General features: G+C 46.8%; 14 protein-coding genes, 2 tRNA genes and 1 pseudogene. 9 read left to right on the top strand and 8 right to left on the bottom strand.

The window, feature by feature from the left end; all coding sequences use genetic code 11:
• Positions 1-5: 5 nt before the first annotated feature.
• The 5 genes from pth to Q1A69_RS05730 all read left to right on the top strand — a co-directional run bounded on the left by pth (position 6) and on the right by Q1A69_RS05730 (position 3,205).
• Positions 6-602 (top strand): aminoacyl-tRNA hydrolase, encoded by a 597-nt coding sequence (gene pth, locus Q1A69_RS05750; RefSeq protein ID WP_299582439.1) that lies wholly within the window; start codon positions 6-8, stop codon positions 600-602.
• A 205-nt stretch (positions 603-807) separates the two neighbouring features.
• Positions 808-1,899: a redox-regulated ATPase YchF gene (gene ychF, locus Q1A69_RS05745; protein ID WP_299582436.1), complete on the top strand. Its 1,092-nt coding sequence runs from the start codon at positions 808-810 to the stop codon at positions 1,897-1,899.
• Positions 1,900-1,969: 70 nt separating this feature from the next.
• On the top strand, positions 1,970-2,926 hold the full coding sequence (locus tag Q1A69_RS05740) for a DMT family transporter (protein ID WP_299582433.1): 957 nt from the start codon (positions 1,970-1,972) through the stop codon (positions 2,924-2,926).
• Positions 2,927-3,014: 88 nt separating this feature from the next.
• Positions 3,015-3,091: transfer RNA gene (locus tag Q1A69_RS05735), tRNA-Met, on the top strand.
• Between the two features lie 39 nt (positions 3,092-3,130).
• Positions 3,131-3,205: transfer RNA gene (locus Q1A69_RS05730), tRNA-Gln, on the top strand.
• Positions 3,206-3,321: 116 nt separating this feature from the next.
• Here Q1A69_RS05730 and Q1A69_RS05725 read toward each other — a convergent pair.
• The 5 genes from Q1A69_RS05725 to Q1A69_RS05705 all read right to left on the bottom strand — a co-directional run bounded on the left by Q1A69_RS05725 (position 3,322) and on the right by Q1A69_RS05705 (position 9,275).
• Positions 3,322-4,404 (bottom strand): sulfite exporter TauE/SafE family protein, encoded by a 1,083-nt coding sequence (locus Q1A69_RS05725; protein ID WP_299582430.1) that lies wholly within the window; start codon positions 4,402-4,404, stop codon positions 3,322-3,324.
• Positions 4,405-4,554: 150 nt separating this feature from the next.
• Positions 4,555-5,262 (bottom strand): SapC family protein, encoded by a 708-nt coding sequence (locus Q1A69_RS05720; protein ID WP_299582426.1) that lies wholly within the window; start codon positions 5,260-5,262, stop codon positions 4,555-4,557.
• Positions 5,263-5,715: 453 nt separating this feature from the next.
• On the bottom strand, positions 5,716-7,092 hold the full coding sequence (locus Q1A69_RS05715; RefSeq protein ID WP_299582423.1) for a S41 family peptidase: 1,377 nt from the start codon (positions 7,090-7,092) through the stop codon (positions 5,716-5,718).
• Positions 7,093-7,233: 141 nt separating this feature from the next.
• Positions 7,234-8,040: an alpha/beta hydrolase gene (locus tag Q1A69_RS05710; protein WP_299582420.1), complete on the bottom strand. Its 807-nt coding sequence runs from the start codon at positions 8,038-8,040 to the stop codon at positions 7,234-7,236.
• 53 nt (positions 8,041-8,093) lie between these two features.
• Complete coding sequence (locus Q1A69_RS05705; RefSeq protein WP_299582417.1) at positions 8,094-9,275, bottom strand: MFS transporter; 1,182 nt, start codon at positions 9,273-9,275, stop codon at positions 8,094-8,096.
• Between the two features lie 810 nt (positions 9,276-10,085).
• Here Q1A69_RS05705 and Q1A69_RS05700 point away from each other — a divergent pair.
• Entirely contained in the window at positions 10,086-10,718 is a 633-nt protein-coding gene (locus tag Q1A69_RS05700; protein WP_299582414.1) for a hypothetical protein, read from the top strand.
• A gap of 1,394 nt (positions 10,719-12,112) precedes the next feature.
• Here Q1A69_RS05700 and Q1A69_RS05695 read toward each other — a convergent pair.
• A complete protein-coding gene (locus Q1A69_RS05695) occupies positions 12,113-12,511 on the bottom strand; it encodes a hypothetical protein (protein WP_299582411.1) in 399 nt (132 codons plus the stop codon).
• A 45-nt stretch (positions 12,512-12,556) separates the two neighbouring features.
• The gene (locus tag Q1A69_RS05690; protein ID WP_299582408.1) at positions 12,557-13,462 is read right to left on the bottom strand and encodes a zinc metalloprotease; all 906 of its coding nucleotides are present in this window, start codon (positions 13,460-13,462) and stop codon (positions 12,557-12,559) included.
• A gap of 479 nt (positions 13,463-13,941) precedes the next feature.
• On the opposite strand from Q1A69_RS05690, the gene Q1A69_RS20345 reads away from it, so the two are divergent.
• From Q1A69_RS20345 to Q1A69_RS05680, 3 genes and pseudogenes are all read left to right on the top strand, one after another.
• Complete coding sequence (locus tag Q1A69_RS20345; RefSeq protein ID WP_366525552.1) at positions 13,942-14,553, top strand: MAPEG family protein; 612 nt, start codon at positions 13,942-13,944, stop codon at positions 14,551-14,553.
• A gap of 564 nt (positions 14,554-15,117) precedes the next feature.
• Complete coding sequence (locus tag Q1A69_RS05685) at positions 15,118-15,882, top strand: tetratricopeptide repeat protein (RefSeq protein ID WP_299582406.1); 765 nt, start codon at positions 15,118-15,120, stop codon at positions 15,880-15,882.
• Positions 15,883-16,483: 601 nt separating this feature from the next.
• A pseudogene (locus Q1A69_RS05680) lies at positions 16,484-16,819 on the top strand (transposase); the annotation flags it as partial.
• Between the two features lie 559 nt (positions 16,820-17,378).
• Here the strand turns inward: Q1A69_RS05680 and Q1A69_RS05675 are convergent.
• Positions 17,379-17,816, bottom strand: a 438-nt coding sequence (locus Q1A69_RS05675) for a hypothetical protein (protein ID WP_299582403.1), incomplete at its 5' end; no start/stop codon positions are given.

Genomic DNA, 17,816 nt, shown 5'->3' with positions numbered 1-17,816 from the left:
TCGCCTTGGCTGCGGCACCGGATACCCCGATTCAGTTGATCGTCGGCCTGGGAAACCCCGGGCCGGAGTACGACCGGACGCGGCACAACGCCGGTGCCGACTTTGTTGTCGAGCTGGCCCGCCAACACGGCACCCAGCTCAGCCTAGACAGCAAATATCACGGCCTTACTGGCCGTGTGCGGATCGGCAGCCAGGATATACGGCTGCTGATCCCCACCACTTATATGAATCGCAGTGGCCAATCTGTCGGCCCACTGGCGAACTTCTTCAAGATCCCACCGCAAGCTATCCTGGTCGCTCACGATGAGCTGGACCTGGCCCCGGGTATCGCGCGCCTGAAAGCTGGCGGCGGACACGGCGGGCACAACGGCCTGCGGGACATCATTGCTGCCCTGGGCAACAACCGCGACTTTATGCGCCTGCGACTTGGCATTGGCCACCCCGGCAGCGCCAGTGAAGTCTCCCGCTTTGTTCTACAGCGGGCTCCCAGAGCGGAACAGGAAACACTGGCTGACGCGATCGATCTCGCGATCGACGTACTGCCCAGCGCCGCCGGCGGCGACTGGAGCTCAGCCATGAAAACGCTGCACACCAACAAGTAGATCCCCCCGGCCGGCTTGCCTTTTGGCCCGGAAATACTGATAGTGTGCTGCGCCAAATTGCCGGTATTTTTTCGGCTGGCCCGGATTATTCGGTGGCCGCGCTATCCGGCCCGCCCAGACTCCCGCCAGCGCAATCGCTACCGGACTTCAAACGCAATTAGCAGAGCGCGCTCTTCGCGCCTCAGGCAAACGGAAAATTATCACCATGGGTTTTACTTGCGGTATTGTCGGCCTGCCTAACGTGGGCAAATCCACCCTTTTCAACGCGCTGACCAAGGCGGGAATCGACGCAGAGAACTTCCCCTTCTGCACCATCGAACCCAATGCCGGCGTAGTGCCAGTGCCGGACCCCCGCCTCGACAAGCTGACGGAGATCGTTCAGCCTCAAAAAGTGATTCCAACCACCATGGAATTCACCGATATCGCAGGGCTGGTTGCGGGCGCCTCCAAGGGTGAGGGCCTGGGCAACAAATTTCTCGCCAATATCCGCGAAACTGATGCCATCGCTCACGTAGTGCGCTGCTTCGAAGACGACAACGTTATCCATGTCGCCAACCAGGTTCACCCAGTGGCCGATATCGAGGTGATCAACACCGAGCTGGCCCTGGCCGACCTGGACACCGTGGAAAAGGCCCTACAGCGCTTTACCCGCGCCGCCAAGGGGCAGGATAAACACGCCATCAAGATGAAGGCGCTCTTGGAGAAAATTCAGCCGCATCTCGACGAAGCCAAGCCGCTGCGCTCCCTCGACCTTTCAGAAGATGAGCTTGCGGATCTGCGTGAACTGAGCCTGCTTACTATCAAGCCCACCATGTACATCGCCAACGTGGATGAAGACGGCTTTGAGAACAACCCGCACCTGGATGCCGTCGCCGCTATCGCCGCCGAAGAAAACGCGGTACTGGTGCCCATCTGTAACAAGCTCGAAGCCGAGATCGCAGAGCTGGATGACGACGAAAAACAGGAATTTCTGGAAGAATTGGGCATGGAAGAGCCGGGCCTGAACCGGGTAATCCGTGCCGGCTATCAGTTGCTGGGCCTGCACACCTACTTCACCGCCGGAGTCAAAGAGGTGCGCGCCTGGACGATTCCTCTGGGTGCAACCGCCCCGAATGCAGCCGGTAAAATCCACACCGACTTTGAAAAAGGCTTTATTCGCGCCGAAGTGGTTAGCTACAACGATTTCGTCAGCAACAATGGTGAAGCCGGGGCCAAAGAGGCCGGAAAATGGCGCCTGGAAGGCAAGGACTACATTGTCGCCGATGGCGATGTAATTCACTTCCGCTTCAACGTCTAAGACCTCTAAGCCCCCTCCCCGACATTGCACCTCCCCACCCCGGGGAGGTGCTCCCTGCGACGCAAAACTTATGGCGCAATCAAACTGGAAGATCGGACTGCCTCTGGCACTGATAACAGTCTTTATGTGGGCAGCCCTGCCCATTGCCCTCAAAGGGCTTCTGAAGCATATCAGCCCGGAAACCGCCACTTGGTATCGCTTTGCTGGCGCAGCACTGCTTGCGGGGCTCTACTACGGCCAGGCTCGACAGCTAAAGCTCAGAGCGCTGTTCAGTCGCGGATTGCTACTGTTCACTCTGCTCGCTGTGGCCGGGCTGCTACTTAACTATCTCACCTACGCCAGCGGTCTCAACTACATAACCCCTGGCGCCGCACAGATTGTTATCCAACTGGCTCCTTTACTGTTGTTAACCTCGAGCGTGCTGTGGTTGGGAGAGCGCTTTTCGCCACGCCAGTGGAGCGGTGTAGCGCTCGTGGTGATCGGCCTGCTGTTGTTTTTTAACCAGCGCCTGGATGAACTGGTTAGCGGCGTGGACAGCGACTACCTGCTTGGGCTCGGCTTTATCCTCATAGCCGCCGTTTCCTGGGCGGTCTACGGTTTCTTTCAGAAAAAAATTCTCGCCCGCGCCACGCCTCAGGACCTGCTGGTATTGATTTATATCGCCGGCACACTGTGCTTCCTGCCCATGGCCGATCCACTGGACGTTGCCCACCTGGGCTGGCTGGAGTGGGCTCTACTGGCGTTTCTTACCGCCAACACCCTTATCGCCTATGGCGCCTTCAGCAAAGCCCTTGCGCATTGGGAGGCATCCAGTGTCAGCGCCACACTGTCACTGGTGCCAGTGATCACCCTGCTGTTCGGTGCCTTGATCAGCAACATCTGGCCAGACTATATTGCCGCAGAGCCACTCAACTGGATCAGCTGGGCCGGCGCGGGCGCCGTAGTCCTGGGTTCAGCTCTTGCCGCTATTCGCTCCGGGCGCCGCTCCAAGCACGCCCTGGGTCCAGATGAAAAAATCGCTAACTAACTGAAAAGAATACAGAAAAGGTGTTGACACACCCGGCCCATCGATTAATAATGCGCGCCCTCGGTAAGGCCGAGGCAACAAAAGAAATGGCAAGGTAGCTCAGCCGGTTAGAGCGCAGCACTCATAATGCTGAGGTCGGGAGTTCGAGTCTCCCCCTTGCTACCATTTCTGATCACAGAGACTATTCTTTGTGAATCTTGAAAATGGGGCGTAGCCAAGCGGTAAGGCAGCGGGTTTTGATCCCGTCATGCGAAGGTTCGAATCCTTCCGCCCCAGCCATTTTCCAGAATTTATCCCGCAGGCCCGATTCAGGGCAGCACTCAAAAAATTATCTTGTTTATTCGCCCACAAGCAAGCGCAGCGCTCTATCGCACAACGCCAGCTATCCAGCGCACCTATTCGACGCCCTGCGCCATCACCATGTCTCCTGCAACCGCTTTACCGTCCCGGTTTGATCGCAGCACGTCCGTCTGCTGCAGATGCTCTCCTCGACGGCGCTCACGGCGCAAACCCAACGCACGCAACCACTCAAACCCTAATAAACACAGCACCAGCGCAGATAGCACCAGGGGGCCACCTATACCGCCCAGCGCCTGCCGCTCTGACACACAAGTCCACACAAGCTGTACAACGCACAAAAGAGCCACGATCAGCAGTGTGGGCTTGCGGCCCAGCAGACTCACCACAAAAACGCCCAGCGGTGCGCCCAGGGCCACCACCGGTGCTGCCGCCAACCAGTTGCCGAAGACCCCCGGCTGCCAGTCCCCAGCCAGTGACTTCACGAGCACACCGAGTACCGAGCAAAAGGCCATAATCACCACCGAGGTGGGAATGGCTACCTTTAAGTCCACACGGCTCAACAGGACCAGCGCTGCATATACCAGCATATCCACACCAACCCCAGTGACAGAAACCACACAAAACCCGGCAAAGGCGCCGAGTAACAGCCCCACACGAAAATCTGTCGGGCACTGGGGATCGCCTTTGTGCGCACAATCGGTGATCTCTGTAAGCCGGTACAAATGAAAAATACCAAAGCTGCCCCAGAGTACCGCGAAGGACAATTTCACCCAGAGTTCTGCAATCAGCGGCGCGAATAACAATATGCCCGCAGGGATAGCCAGTAGAGAGCCCAGTAATGCGCCCCGCAACATCGACCAAGCCAGGGCTTGCCGGCGACCAAGGATAAACAAGCTGGCACTGACCATGCCGATGGACTGCACCGCAAAACTAAAATCACGGCCGAGACTGGCCGGCATATCAAACAGGAGGACCAATACGGGAAATCCAACGGTACCGCCCCCCATCGGGGTGGAGCCCGCAGCGTAACTGCCGATGGCCATAGCCAGCGCCATGGACCAATGTTCCAGTGCCAGGGCCAAGTTATTACCCTGTAAGACAATGAACAGCCAAACCCCGTAAAACAGTAACAACCAGGCAAACCAGTAACGGAGAGAACGCTGCGCTAGGTATTTCATCTTATTATTCGCGAACTAAAACGTCAGAGGAGCTAATAGTGGTACGAGTATAAGGTGGGATCAAGGCGGAACAATGACTGCTGATAACTACATCGCGAAAAAGAGTGTGGGCGGATGGCCCGGCAACCGCAGTTACCGGGCACTACAAGATCAGTTCAGGCGCTTTCTACGGATCAGATTTTGAACCTGCATAGAAGACATCATAGAGGCGTAGATAGCCGGCAGGGCTCCGCGTTTACGCAGCTCCAGGAAGTCTTCATCGGGCAGGTTGTTGAGCTTTTCTTCGTCAATCACAAAGAAACCGGTCAGGTCGTAGGGCTTGTCATCTTCGTTTACGCGAAGCGTCAGCTTCTTCTGAACCAACAGATCCTTAGAAACCAGGAACTCGATAAACTGCTCGGTAACAGACACGCGTTGGGCGGTTTCCACTACAGCCTGAGCACGATTTTTCAGGTAATCGGTCTGCTCACCCTCTCCATCGAACAGCGCCTCACCTTCAGATTCACTCAGCATCTTGGAATCTTCATCGACGCAAAGTACCGCTTGATCAGTATTTTCCGGGTTCTTAACCAGTACGAATGGGTAGGTACGAACCTGCAGAGGTACGTAGCTGCCGTTCCAGCCCTCAGCACCCGAGAACAGGTTTTCGCCGGGACGCAGGCCTGTGAGGGCAACCACTTTGAATTGATCGGTGTTCTGGTCTTTGACGAACAGGATCGGATAGCTCTGGGCCGCCTGTACAATCTCCTGAACCACCAACGGCAAAATGTGGTTGCCGCTTACATGGTCAAAGGTGATGTCCTGGGTGAGTTTCAGGTTGGCATGTGCCTTTTTATCCAAAGCTTTGATCTGTGCCATAAGTACAACTCCTAGCTACTTTTATAGTTACTTAATTTTCAGAGATACCCTAACGTACCACTTTATTGGCTTATACACGATGACAAGCGCTTTCCTCTAGCCGCCGAAAACCAAAGCCCGCATTAAACAGCGAAGCGAGCCAACAGGCAAACAAAGCCTGTTGTAAGCACCTTAATGCAAAAACTCGTCGATTATAAAGATAACTTTCAAGACAATAGTACCGGTTATGATCTCAGGTATCGTACCGAAACGGGAAATAACCAAATAGCTGGCAATTTCTGTACAAAACTCCTGCTACGAGTGCATGCACAACCTCTGAAGCACACTAAATCTGAGCACTCAACTCAAGAACCCCAATCCCCAATAACAGCAAAGTAACTCCCCATAAACATAGAAAGAACTCAGCCGGCTAACCGTATCAATAGCCACCAGCCAGCTCATACCGGAGGTGAGTCAAAGCTTGGCCTGAAGCTCTCTCAGCGCCCTGTCGAGCACCTCATCCTCATTAGAACGCACAGTAGCCAGGGTACTTTCGACCAAGATATCCGGCTTAATACCATAGCCGACGAACTCCAGCCCATCGGGGTATGTATCCCGCTTGGTGCACACCCTGAAAGCCCCCCCCCCAGGGAGATCTACAAAAATTGGCTGGCCGGTGCTGCCATATGTCGGCTCACCAACGGTTGTAAAGTGCTCGAGAGAATCTGCATACACCAAAAAATCTTCAGCTGCGGAAGCCGTATTTCGGCCAATAAGCACATAAGTGGGTACTATATGGTTGCTTTCCAGTTTGGCCTTAAGTACATCTGAAGAATCTTCGCTGAATTCCCAGGAAGTACCCTCTGCATAGGGTCGATACTCCTCAAATTCTTCGAATTGATCAGCAATTGCCCCCAAGGCCTTGTAGGCAGCCACATGCTTGGGCGATTTCCAAATAGAGCCTGGCAAGTTCCGGTTGGCCAGGTAGGAGATAATTTCTCCAGCATTAGTAGTACTGCCGCCCCCATTAAAACGCAGATCAATAATCAGGCCTTTGGATTTGCTGATCTCACCATAGTGAGACTGAAAATGCTTAACGATCTCTTTATCATGGAAGCCATTTAAAGCCACATAGGCGATATCGCCACCTAACCACTTAAATTCGAGCAGTTCTCCATTGGAAGCAGGCTGCTTAATAGAGGTATATTCGATCTCCCTGCTACGGGCATCCCGATTAACCTGAACCTCTTTCATCTTGCCATCCGGAGTCTCAATAGTGAATTCCGCCATGGTATCCGGCTTGCCATCTAGAGCATCCCGAACCGCTGTATCCCAAAGAATATGCTGGGTCGAGCTGGCGATATAGGGGATTACCCGCTCCTTTAAATAAGCCTGTAAATCCTGTCCATTTACCGCAACAATAATTGAGCCCGGTGGGATTTCTAGCTCCAACCCCTTCTCAACCCCTGTGACTATCGCTTGATGCCCAGCCTCAGCCAGGTGAACAGCTGGCCAATCCAAGTACTGGGCTGAGAGCCCCTTAGGGTAATAAATGCTGGTGTGACCATCCTGCAGAAATGCATTTAGCCGCTTTAGTTCACGATAATATTCATACGTATTTTCTGTAGCCAAAACCCGCGGGATAAACTCCTGGTACTTTACATTAAAATCAAGTTCAGGAACCTGATCGAAGAAAGCGAAGTTATAGCTAACCTCTTTCCAATAGAGGGATAAACCATATAACTTTTCTGCATCCGATAAATTTTCTGATACCTCACCTACATTATCTGCATATACAGAGCTGATGGAGGAAGCAGAAATTGCAAAGGCCAATACAATCTTTTTAAGCACAACAAAAACCCTATGTTTGTTAGGGCTTCCATCATATGCATTTAGAAAAAATGGTCAATGTAGACTATCTTTACAAAGCGACTATTTGTCGAAACCAGAAGCATGAAATGTCCTTGTTTGCTCCCTATTTGTCCTTATCCGCTATTTGTAACCTCTGGAAATCAGCGCTAGTACCTCTTTCACTATCATCTCGGGCTCATCATTTTGAGGATAGTGATAGCTTTTCTCAGTTAAAACAGCTTTACCTCGCGGAAACGCTTTGGCCCAATTTGAATGTAACTCCCCCCACATATCCCGGGCTTCATCAGTAAAGAAAAGAAGAGGAGGATTGTCATACTTTTTAATTGAGGCAATTACCGTAACGGGGATATCGGGAATTTTTGGGTAGTCAGACAACGGGCGTTTAGACCAAAAATCCAGATACTGATTCGACATACCGTTCTTCATATCATCCAGTTTTACCTGAGCAATCTGCTTTTCGGCCAACTCCAAATTCAGTGATCGCATAATATCCACATCATGCTCAGAAGACGGCTCTATCAGCATTAAAGCTGCGATTTTTTCAGGGTATTGCGCGGCAAAAGTTCGGGCTACATGAGCACCATAGGAATGCGCAATATAAGTAACTTTCCCTTTAACCCCCAAAACCTCCAATAAAGCCTTGGCCCCTTGAGCATAATCCTCAGAGCTAAAATGTTTCTTAATGGCCGTTGATTTTCCATTGCCGACACGAGAATAACGTATTACTCGTGCATACTTCACCAAGTCATCATAAATAGAGTCCCAATCTTGCATCCCGGCCGAACCACCTGCTTCGAGAAACAAAGTGGCCTCACCAGAACCTTTGACCTCATATTCAATATGATATTCACCAACAGAAATTGCCTCTGAATTCACTAATGCACTTAGCGGCAAAGTAAATATAATTATCAAGAGAGCTACACGCATATAGAATTCCTATTTATTATTAAAAGTCCTGATCAAGAATTATTAGGGCGCGGCTAAATTGCAGCCATCCCCTGCCCCAGGCGCGATTCATTGCCTGGTCCAGGTTGCTCCGGCACTAATTGGGCCAAGCCAAGGGAGACCAAAGCCATCAAAGATCCTGCAAAGAACACCATGGCTGGAGATGTGAGCCAAAGCAGACCGAACAGAACCGGTATAACTACCGCTGCGATATGATTAATGGTAAAGCTGACCCCAGCGGATGAGGCAATATCTCGATCATCGACAATCTTCTGGAAATAGGTTTTGATAGCAATTGCCATAGAGAAGAACAGGTGATCAATAATATAGAGCACCGCCGCCAGCATCGCGCTTTCTACCAGAGCATAACCAGTAAAAACCAGAACCAAACCGACATATTCCAAGGTTAGAATGCGACGCTCCCCAAAGCGCACAATAAATTGTCCAATCTTAGGTGCTATGTATAAATTGAGCAGGTGGTTAGCAGTATAGAGCGCAGCAATTTCCCCCACGCTATAGCCAAACTTTTCTACCATCAGAAAACCGGCAAAGACAATAAAAATTTGTCGGCGTGCACCACTCATCATTGTCAATGCGTAATAAAGCCAATAGCGCTTACGCAGTACCAATTGCTTGCGCTGGCTATGGGGTTGGGGAAACTGGGGAAATAAAATCCAAGCTATAAGAGCAATGACCACCGTAGTGCCACCACCAATGAGATAAACCCAGGTATAGTCCAGATTAGCCAAATTCATCAACCCCCAAACCAACCCGTAAGCCAATAAAGCAGTAAAGGACCCTGCTGCAGCCATACGCCCCATCCAAATAGCGGAGTTTTTTTTAGGGAACCATTGTAAAGCGAGTGATGTTTGCAGGGTTTCATAGAAATGAAAGCCTATGGACATTAACAGCGTAGTAAGTAACAGCCCCGTAAGTGACGGAAAGAACCCAGTCAGCATTACACCCACCCCAGTCGCCACTAATGAGAGAAGCGCCAATCGCTGTTCACGAATTAATAACAAGACAAATATCACCGTAAAGGCGAGGAAACCGGGGATTTCCCGCACACTCTGCAACAGACCAATATCCGCCCCGGTAAATGAGGCCTTGGCTACCACAAAATTATTTAATAGGGTATTCCAAACGGAAAAGGAGAGCGGCATTGAAGCTGCAAGAACCAACAGCAGAATCTCTGGCCGGCGGAAACGTTCTAACATAGCGGGACTCCTACATAGAGAGCGACAATATACGCCATACCACATACGCTAAACCACATTGAGGTGTAGATTTAGTGCACTTTGATAGTGAAGTACTATTAAGTAATCACCTCATGAGGTTGTTGAGAACTAAAATTTCTTTACAAAATAGAATACCCACAGGCCAAAGATTTCAGGCTCTTCTAGAGATTCAGAACGAGTGTTCTATTGATTTGACACCGTATCACTAGCCAGGTACCTGGCGCCTCTTAGTTACACGGAAATTTAGACGTATTCAATCGATATCCTGATGCCGAAGCCAGTCAATAGTTAACCTTGCTTTTATTATCTATGCTCTAATCGAGGCATAGGCCACACAATATTCTATGCTGTGGCATAAAATTCTTCCCAATTGTGGACAAACCTAGCTACCGGAGTCGGTAAATGCGTATCCACTCAAAACTGCTCAGCTTGACGTTCCAATCCATTATTTGCACTATTTTCTACTTATCAGCACCGATATACACTGCGGCCCAAGAAGGCGGCTTGCCAAACAAACTCACTCTAAGAGAATGGAAAGTACCTTGGCAGGGGTTGCCCAGAGATCCCTACGTGGATAACAAACAACGAGTCTGGTTTTGCGGCCAGGCCGGCAACTATATAGCTAGGTTTACCCCAACTGCGGAACAGTTTAAACAGTTTGAAGTGCCCGAGGGGACCCACCCTCACAATCTTATAGTGAGTAAGCAGGGGCAGGTTTGGTATGCGGGAAATCGCAACGCCCATATTGGGCGCTTGGACCCAGAAACCGGAAAGATACACCAGTACCCAATGCCCAAAGGCGTCAACGATCCACATACACTCGTCTTCAATCGCCAGGATAATATCTGGTTTACAGCCCAGCAAAGCAACCGCATAGGCCTTTTGGATGTAGACAGCGGTCAGGTCAAAATTGCCACACCACAAACGGCCAACTCGCGCCCTTATGGCATCAAGGTAGACTCGCAAAATCGCCCTTGGGTGGCCCTATTTGGCACGAACAAACTAGCTTGGGTAGACCCCAAAACAATGGTGGTAAATGAAATCTCGATTCCCCGGCCAAACGCCCGTCCTCGCAGGCTGGAAATCGATCCATCGAACAATATCTGGTATGTAGACTATCCGGAAGGTTATCTCGGCAGATATACGCCCTCTACAAAAGATTTCAAAGAATGGAAACTCCCCACAGAAAACCCTCGCCCCTATGGAACCGCACTGGACAACAGAGGGCGACTCTGGATCGCAGACACCGGAAAAATTCCCAATATCATCTTCGCCTTTGATATAAAAACAGAAAAATTCATTAGTCAGACACCCGTTCCCAGTGGGGGAAATATTCGGCATATGTATTTTGACAGCAAGGATGGTAGCTTTTGGTTTGGAGTGGATTCTGGATTTTTAGATCAGGGGATACCAAAGGACTGACCCCTGGAAAATTAAATATTTTTCCTAACATCTTAAAGTTCAATAAGCGAACAACTCTTCACCATGACCTCCGTCTGACGAAGAGCAGTTTTAGGAACATAAGGGTGAGAAAAGATCCAGAACTGGTTTTTTCAATCCCTTCAATCATTATCTTCACCGCTTCGTTAGGGGCCACACCCTAAATAACAGCTTCCGCATTTTTTTCTTTACATCACGGATTGTCTCGTTCTTTGTATCTTTTCTTCGTATCTCAATCGGCTGATCACGAGTAGCATCGAGCCTATTGGTTTTGATCGCTCCGGGGCAGAATACCGAGATTGTTACAGGTGCCCCTCTCAAACGAACTCACGTCCCAAGCTCTGCATAAGACCTACACCACCAAATTTAGAAACGTTGTAAGCACCTAAAAATCCATCCTATATAGACCGGATTCCGATGCCACAGGTAAGATATAACCCTCTACCTACTTTTCCATACCTGGTAAAAAAATATGAACTCCGCAGATCACCCCCCTATAAATTAAATGACAATATCCATTGCCAATCTTCATTTTAGGTGCCCTCTATATGGTTAAGATTAATGCAACACCAGCGCATTACACAACAAGTGCACTCAACCAAAGCACTCAACAGCAATCTCTGAAAATATATTGAACGCCCACAAACTTGGACACACCCACTTGAACACAAACACACTTAGTCACGCGATCTAAAATTAATTATTCAGTAGCCTCAAGATAATCACAATTATATCCAGACAGTACCAACTATATTCTTATTGGCCAGCTCAACAGCCATTGCTTCACCAGCACCAGCACCAGCACCAGCACAAATGACCACAGCAAACTTTCCAGATAACTTCATGGTGCTTCCGTGAAGTTCATATTCAAGATCATGTCACACCCCCCCAAAAAAGACGGATAGCAAACCGGAAAAACTTGGATTCAACATTGAATGCCACACCATGTAGGCAATTATTTAAATACAACAGAAACTAATCACCTAAATTATAAGCCTCAACAGATGAAAACACTAACGTAAAGCCCAGAAACAAAAACTCTCAACCCTAATAATTTTTTTGGGGGAAAGCTTAAAAACCCCAAAGCAGCGCCAGAAGAAAGATATCAATTGGCCACCACATCAACAAGTTAAGCAATCCTCTGAAAAAAATGGCAACATATAGAAATAAGATCTATCTTCTTTCCATTTATTTCAAACAAAAAACAAGAGATAAAACCCCAGCCAAAAGCGAAAGATCCAGGCACAGACTTTGAACTCACATAAAACTCTCAGGGCAACCTTTCACTAAAGAATCAGGCGCCAAGGAAAGTTCCAAATTAATAAAAATTTCAGACTAAGAGTATGCTGATTTTTTATAAGACATATTACCCAACACTAGAGCGGGGGCTGCCAATTAATAATTGGCGGATACCCTTCAATCTCGCACAACCAAATTACGGCACGCACCCTAGGCTTGAGACTACCTCGCGGATCCACTATTTTTTCCCAGTCACCAGCCTGGAACACTTGCCCCTGCAAACGAAACTGCCCAAGAGTATCTTGCCAACTAGGCATAGTGAGTTTCAAAGATTCACTCGTACCGTAATCAGTAGCAATACCCAATTCAATCCCATTATCTGATTGCCTTAGTTTCGTTACTTCCCCCTGCCAAGAAGTCAATTTATTTCTATCGCAGGTCACAAAGTCTGGAACAGCCAGTCGCTGTGCAGTTAACTCGGTCGCACTCGCGAAACTCAAAACATAGAAGAGAGTAGAATAGAGGATTATTTTCATAAGTCATACTATGTCATGTTGGGGGGCAAGCCCCCCAAGCAATCTTTATAAACCGCGATAAGTACTGCTTTGTTCATCTGCACGGGTAGCCTGCCCGTCAGAGAATTCATACATGCAGCTATCGTCGGTATAATCCATAAAGTTAGTAACCGGGTCTTGTCCTTCCGCATTCCTACCCCAGGTACAGGAATCTCGACCTACAGGGCATCCATAGGCCGGCGATCTTTCCGCCGGCGTATCGGCTACATAGTCGCCTCGACCAAAACAACCGCCTTGGAAAGTATGGTACAGACCCAGCCAGTGACCAACCTCATGAGTCAAGGTATCGCCTTCATTGTAAGGTGCGGCATCTCCGCCGGGCACGGAACCGGTCAATATTACGACCCCATCATCCAGTGGATCGGAGGAATAGCTACTTGGAAAAGTAGCCCACCCCAGTAGACCATCACTGATATTCGCCACATAAATATTAAGATCTCCAGCACCACCAACACGCAAGGAATTCTTCATAGCCTGCTCGGCAGAAGAGTCATACCCCACGTTGTACCAAGCATTATTGGCAGTAACCGATGTAGAGGCCAAATTAAAAGTGAATGGAGTATTTGCATAGGCAGAATTTAATACCGCCATTTGTGCATTTATTTCACTATTAGAGAGCGCACCATTATTAGAGGTATCAGTAATTACATGAAAGTAAACATCAACAGTGACTGAGCCAGCTGGACGTAGTCTGTGACCACCATCAATACTGGCTGATTTACTACGCAGTGAAGTAAAATGCTGCTCCTTTAGTGCCGCTTCTTGAATGGTAGGATGCTTAGTGCCGCAGTGCTTAAACTTTGCAGTATTCTCTGTGTCAATAATACTTTGTGCAACCCCAATAGCAGAGGATGTCAGTAGACATAGTGATAAAGTAGCCTTTATTGAAATCGATCGAGCAGCCTTTCTCATAACCTGAACCTTAACTTTATTATTAAATTGAACACCCCATAAAACCGCATCAACCTTCCACGCTAAGCATGACTTATGTCAACAGTACCAATTCCCAAAGTTGAGATAATGACATCAGTTTCTTTTGTTGGGCGGGAGGTTCAACAACAAGACAACGATAGAATTAAAAAAATACTTTTCGCACTAAGAAATAATGCATCAAAAAATAAATTACTGACGTGAAAATTAGTTACAAGAGAAATCACTTCAAGACAATAACAAATAAACCATTAACACAGATCTACCGAATTATGGTTATATCAGAAACTCTAACCATTAGATTATTTTGAAAGAACTATTAGTCGCAGCAACTACTAAACTGAAGTCAACCCTGAAAGGGTCCCACAAGACACCCATAAATGTAAACATCAGCGCGCACAACATCTAAGACCAAAAGTACACATCAATCTTACACAGCTAAGTAACTGGATATACATGCCATGCCCAAACTATCAACAATACAATGTGAACATGGAACTTCTCAATCGATGAAACTGGACACAAAACAAAAGAAATACATTAATATCATTATTGTCTACCCTTTCGCTATACTCATCTTTTCCACATTGATAAATCTAACCTTCATTAATATTGACAGTCTCCAAATTAGCCTACCCACAGAATGGCATCTACATATCTCAATACTTTCAGCCTTAGTCTTAACAATTAATCACAGCTTATTAATGACAACCACAGAGATAACGAGAGTTAAATTTAGGATGTACGCCACTCCAGAAGAGTTGCATGAACGTGGCTTCAGCGGGAAAGACATTTCTAAAGATGGAATCCAAGAGTTACAACGAAACCATAACGCTCATCGTAATTTGACGGAAAATACTTGCTTTTTCATAGCACTTGCACTTCCATTTATACTGACCACTCCATCTATAGCGGCTACCTTTCTTTGGCTTATGGGGTTCGCCCTCTGCAGATTCGGTCATACTATTTCCTATCTTGTAGGAAGTACTAATTTTCGAAGCATTTTTATGACCCTTAGCCTTTTAGCCATGTATGGAATAGCAAGCCATTTAATTATCAGTTGGATTATTTAATATTCTACCTATAAAGCGTCACTATCGTGCATGACAGAATATTTGAGCAAGCAATAACAGAATGATTTTTAGGTAATACTACACGTTATGAAAACTGGCAAGTTAGAACCTTCACATGATTATTTATGACCACCAACTAAAATTCAATCTAAATGTCGCTTAACACCAATGCCTCTAGAGCTTGGAATTTCTCCGCCTAAATCATTTCTCTCCTTGCAATGTTCATCTCCACAGCCACCTATGTAACTGCTTCCGGAGCCCAGTACAATATAAAAGATAAATCCATGAAAAGTCTTCGGAGGTCACCCGCTCATCAATCAAACAGCTCATATGACCTCATTAAGGTCCGCATATTTCGTGGCATATTAAGAGATAGAATCCTGACGTGAAATATTATGTAACCAACACTCACTACCCTTATAAATATCATTCATATAGAATCTAATAACAACAAACACTTACAGGTAAATAGTCTTTCAACACCATACATAAGAAACCAAAATCTCACACACAATAACAACCCAACACACAACCTTATTGGAACTATAGAAAAGAGATTCCACATTGAACTTTATATACATACTGTCAAAAATAGCGAACCTGCTTGATACAAGCAAAAAGAATATATCAAAAGGAACCATTGAAGAGTCTGAAGAAAATTTAAACCAATTCCAAGGTGAGAAATATCTTCTGGAAAACTCTAAGAAAATTTCACACTACTTATTAACGAAAAATTCGAAAGACGAAAGAGCTTTAATATGTATAGCAGAAGCATACTTTCAAGATGCTTACCTAGGTGGGCTGTCTTATAAGAAAACCACCCTACTAAAAGGTTACATTTGGATCCTAAAGACACTTTCGATAAACCCAAAAAATGAAGATGCCAGATCCCTACAGGCCCTGTTCCTACTCTACCTAAAAGGGCCGCGACAAGCGGCACACTTATTAGATAACATACAAAATTGGAGAGCAAGTTTTGCAAGAGGCATGATTGCCTCGGTAAATGGTGATCCTACACAAGTTGAATTACACTTGGTGAAAGCAAGTGATAACTGCCCCAAAAATAGAAAAGCCTTTCTGGTAAATCATACGGGTGTGACGCTATCCATATTAGGTCAGACCAAAAAAGCAATTTTTTATTACAGGCAAGCGATAACCATTGATCCAAATTTTGCATGGCCATACTATAATTTAGGACTGGATGAGGAAAAAATCGGCAATATGGAGGCAGCTAATAAATATGCAAACGAAGCACTATCCAGAATGGAATTTGAGTATGCCTCAGATTTAGACAATAGAACAAAAAGCAACCAACCAAAACAACTTTAAAAATCACCCTTAGCCTGGCAGCTGTCGCTTCTAAAAAATTACCCAGCCAGGGGTCAGCTAACCTCCTCCTTTACCATGGCTTGGACCGGGCTCTGGCTCCCACTATTAGCTTTGTCCAGCCGAAGTTATTGCAGCTGTCCTTGGGGACCCTAATCCCAGCGGCCAACCAGTCCATTGCCGTTATGACGTTCAGTTTCCCTGCCCTGCTTCTCGTGGATGATTCAGAAGATCTATCGATCGATATCACCTTCTGCTAAACGGCATTGCATACTTTGAAATTTTCCGGCGGGGTTGAAGGCTAAGCTGAGTACTTCACCATCGGACAAGGTAGTGATGATATGGTTACCAGCCGCATCGTACTTATGGGTAAGCCTTGCTAATCCGCGGCCGCTGACATCGTATTCCTATCGCAGTTTACGGTATCTATTTTCCTCCTTTCATTGAAAAAATCTGAGTCTTATCTGCCTTTTCATAGGCATCAGCTCTATTGTAGTTAAGTTCATTCAATAAATGGAAGACTTAACCCTACACCATACCGACATTACTTAAAGCTAATCACTGAGTGGCTCTCTTGGAATCAGAAGCTCCTATTAAGCGCGATGACAAATATCCGATGGTGATAAAATCGTGACGCAGCAAATGGTTAACTCTCTCGGCCTATTTTAAATACCCAGAATATTTCTGAACTCTAATCTACACTACCAATACAGCGTTGGCCGTACATCAGCTGTACCGCAAGTTGACCAAGAACAAGGGTGGCTTTACCAGTGAGAATAACTTACTGAAGTTTCTTTACGCTGATATATTAAAAGCCTCTGAACACTGGGTGCACCCGATTCAAAGTTAGAATCTGACATTATCACAGTTGGCGATCGACTTTCTCGACCGTTTGGAGAAATACATCAGCCTATCGCAGTTTTGTGATCCAAAGTTTTGAATATTCTCATAGCGACAGATATTTCTGTGCCGTTAACACTGGGTTATAGCAAAGTAATTCGGAGTCATTCAAAAAAGTTACAACATTATCAATACTTTTAATCACTTACCCTCTGTAGCCTCCAAGATTGTAACTGCATGCTTTTCATTTTTCGATAGCCCTAGATTTAGTTTTTTCTTGTAACAAGCACTCAGCTATTTGTCTGCACCAATAAGAAACTACCGACGATTTGTTTAACCCATTTTTTTGAAAAATGTCAACCAAAAGTAAAACCTTACCTATTTCAACTGGCTTGGCGCACAAATAACCCAACAATATTTCACATATCAAAACCACTGCTTTCCGCCATAAATATCTCCCCTTTTTTTACCCTACTCTCTCACTAAATTTTTCAACTAGTTTCTCTCCCATTCTTATCAAATCATCTATTTTACTCAAAATTTACCCACCCTATTTTCAATTTTCCAGACATTTACCCGCTGTTAGACTCCTAGAGTTATTTGCAGCATCTTCTTTACCTCCAGCCTTTAGAGCAGCAAAAACATGTGTAAGACAACTATTATTTTCCACAAAATACGCCCCCATCAGGCGTTCCCGCTCGACTTTTCTGACATTCAATTGCGGCCTGGGCATCAGGCAACTTAATGGTTATTATTTTTTCAGGTTCCATTCCCAACATTACTGAGAAATCTTCACCTACAATTTCTGCTGGCCTTCCAAAGTTACCTAGGCTTTGCTGCTCTGTTATCATGATATTTTCATTGTGGTGCACTTCAACAATAAAGTGTACTTGAGCTCCCTCTTTATACATTTTTATTACTGCGAAACCCTCTTTGCAAGAGAGTCCATAGGGATCTATCCATCTAACCGGATTAGGGGCATACCGATAATTATTCGATCTTCCCAGCAAGCGAATAGGTTGCTCTATCTGATTTTCATGGGCCAGAGCAATATTGCCATAACTCTTGTAGGCAACACTCCATACCACTTCACCATC

The organism is uncultured Microbulbifer sp. (assembly GCF_947498635.1).
GTDB lineage: Bacteria > Pseudomonadota > Gammaproteobacteria > Pseudomonadales > Cellvibrionaceae > Microbulbifer > Microbulbifer echini.
The sequence above is the reverse complement of the archived record's forward strand: the minus strand, read 5'-3'. Positions and strand labels throughout refer to the sequence as shown.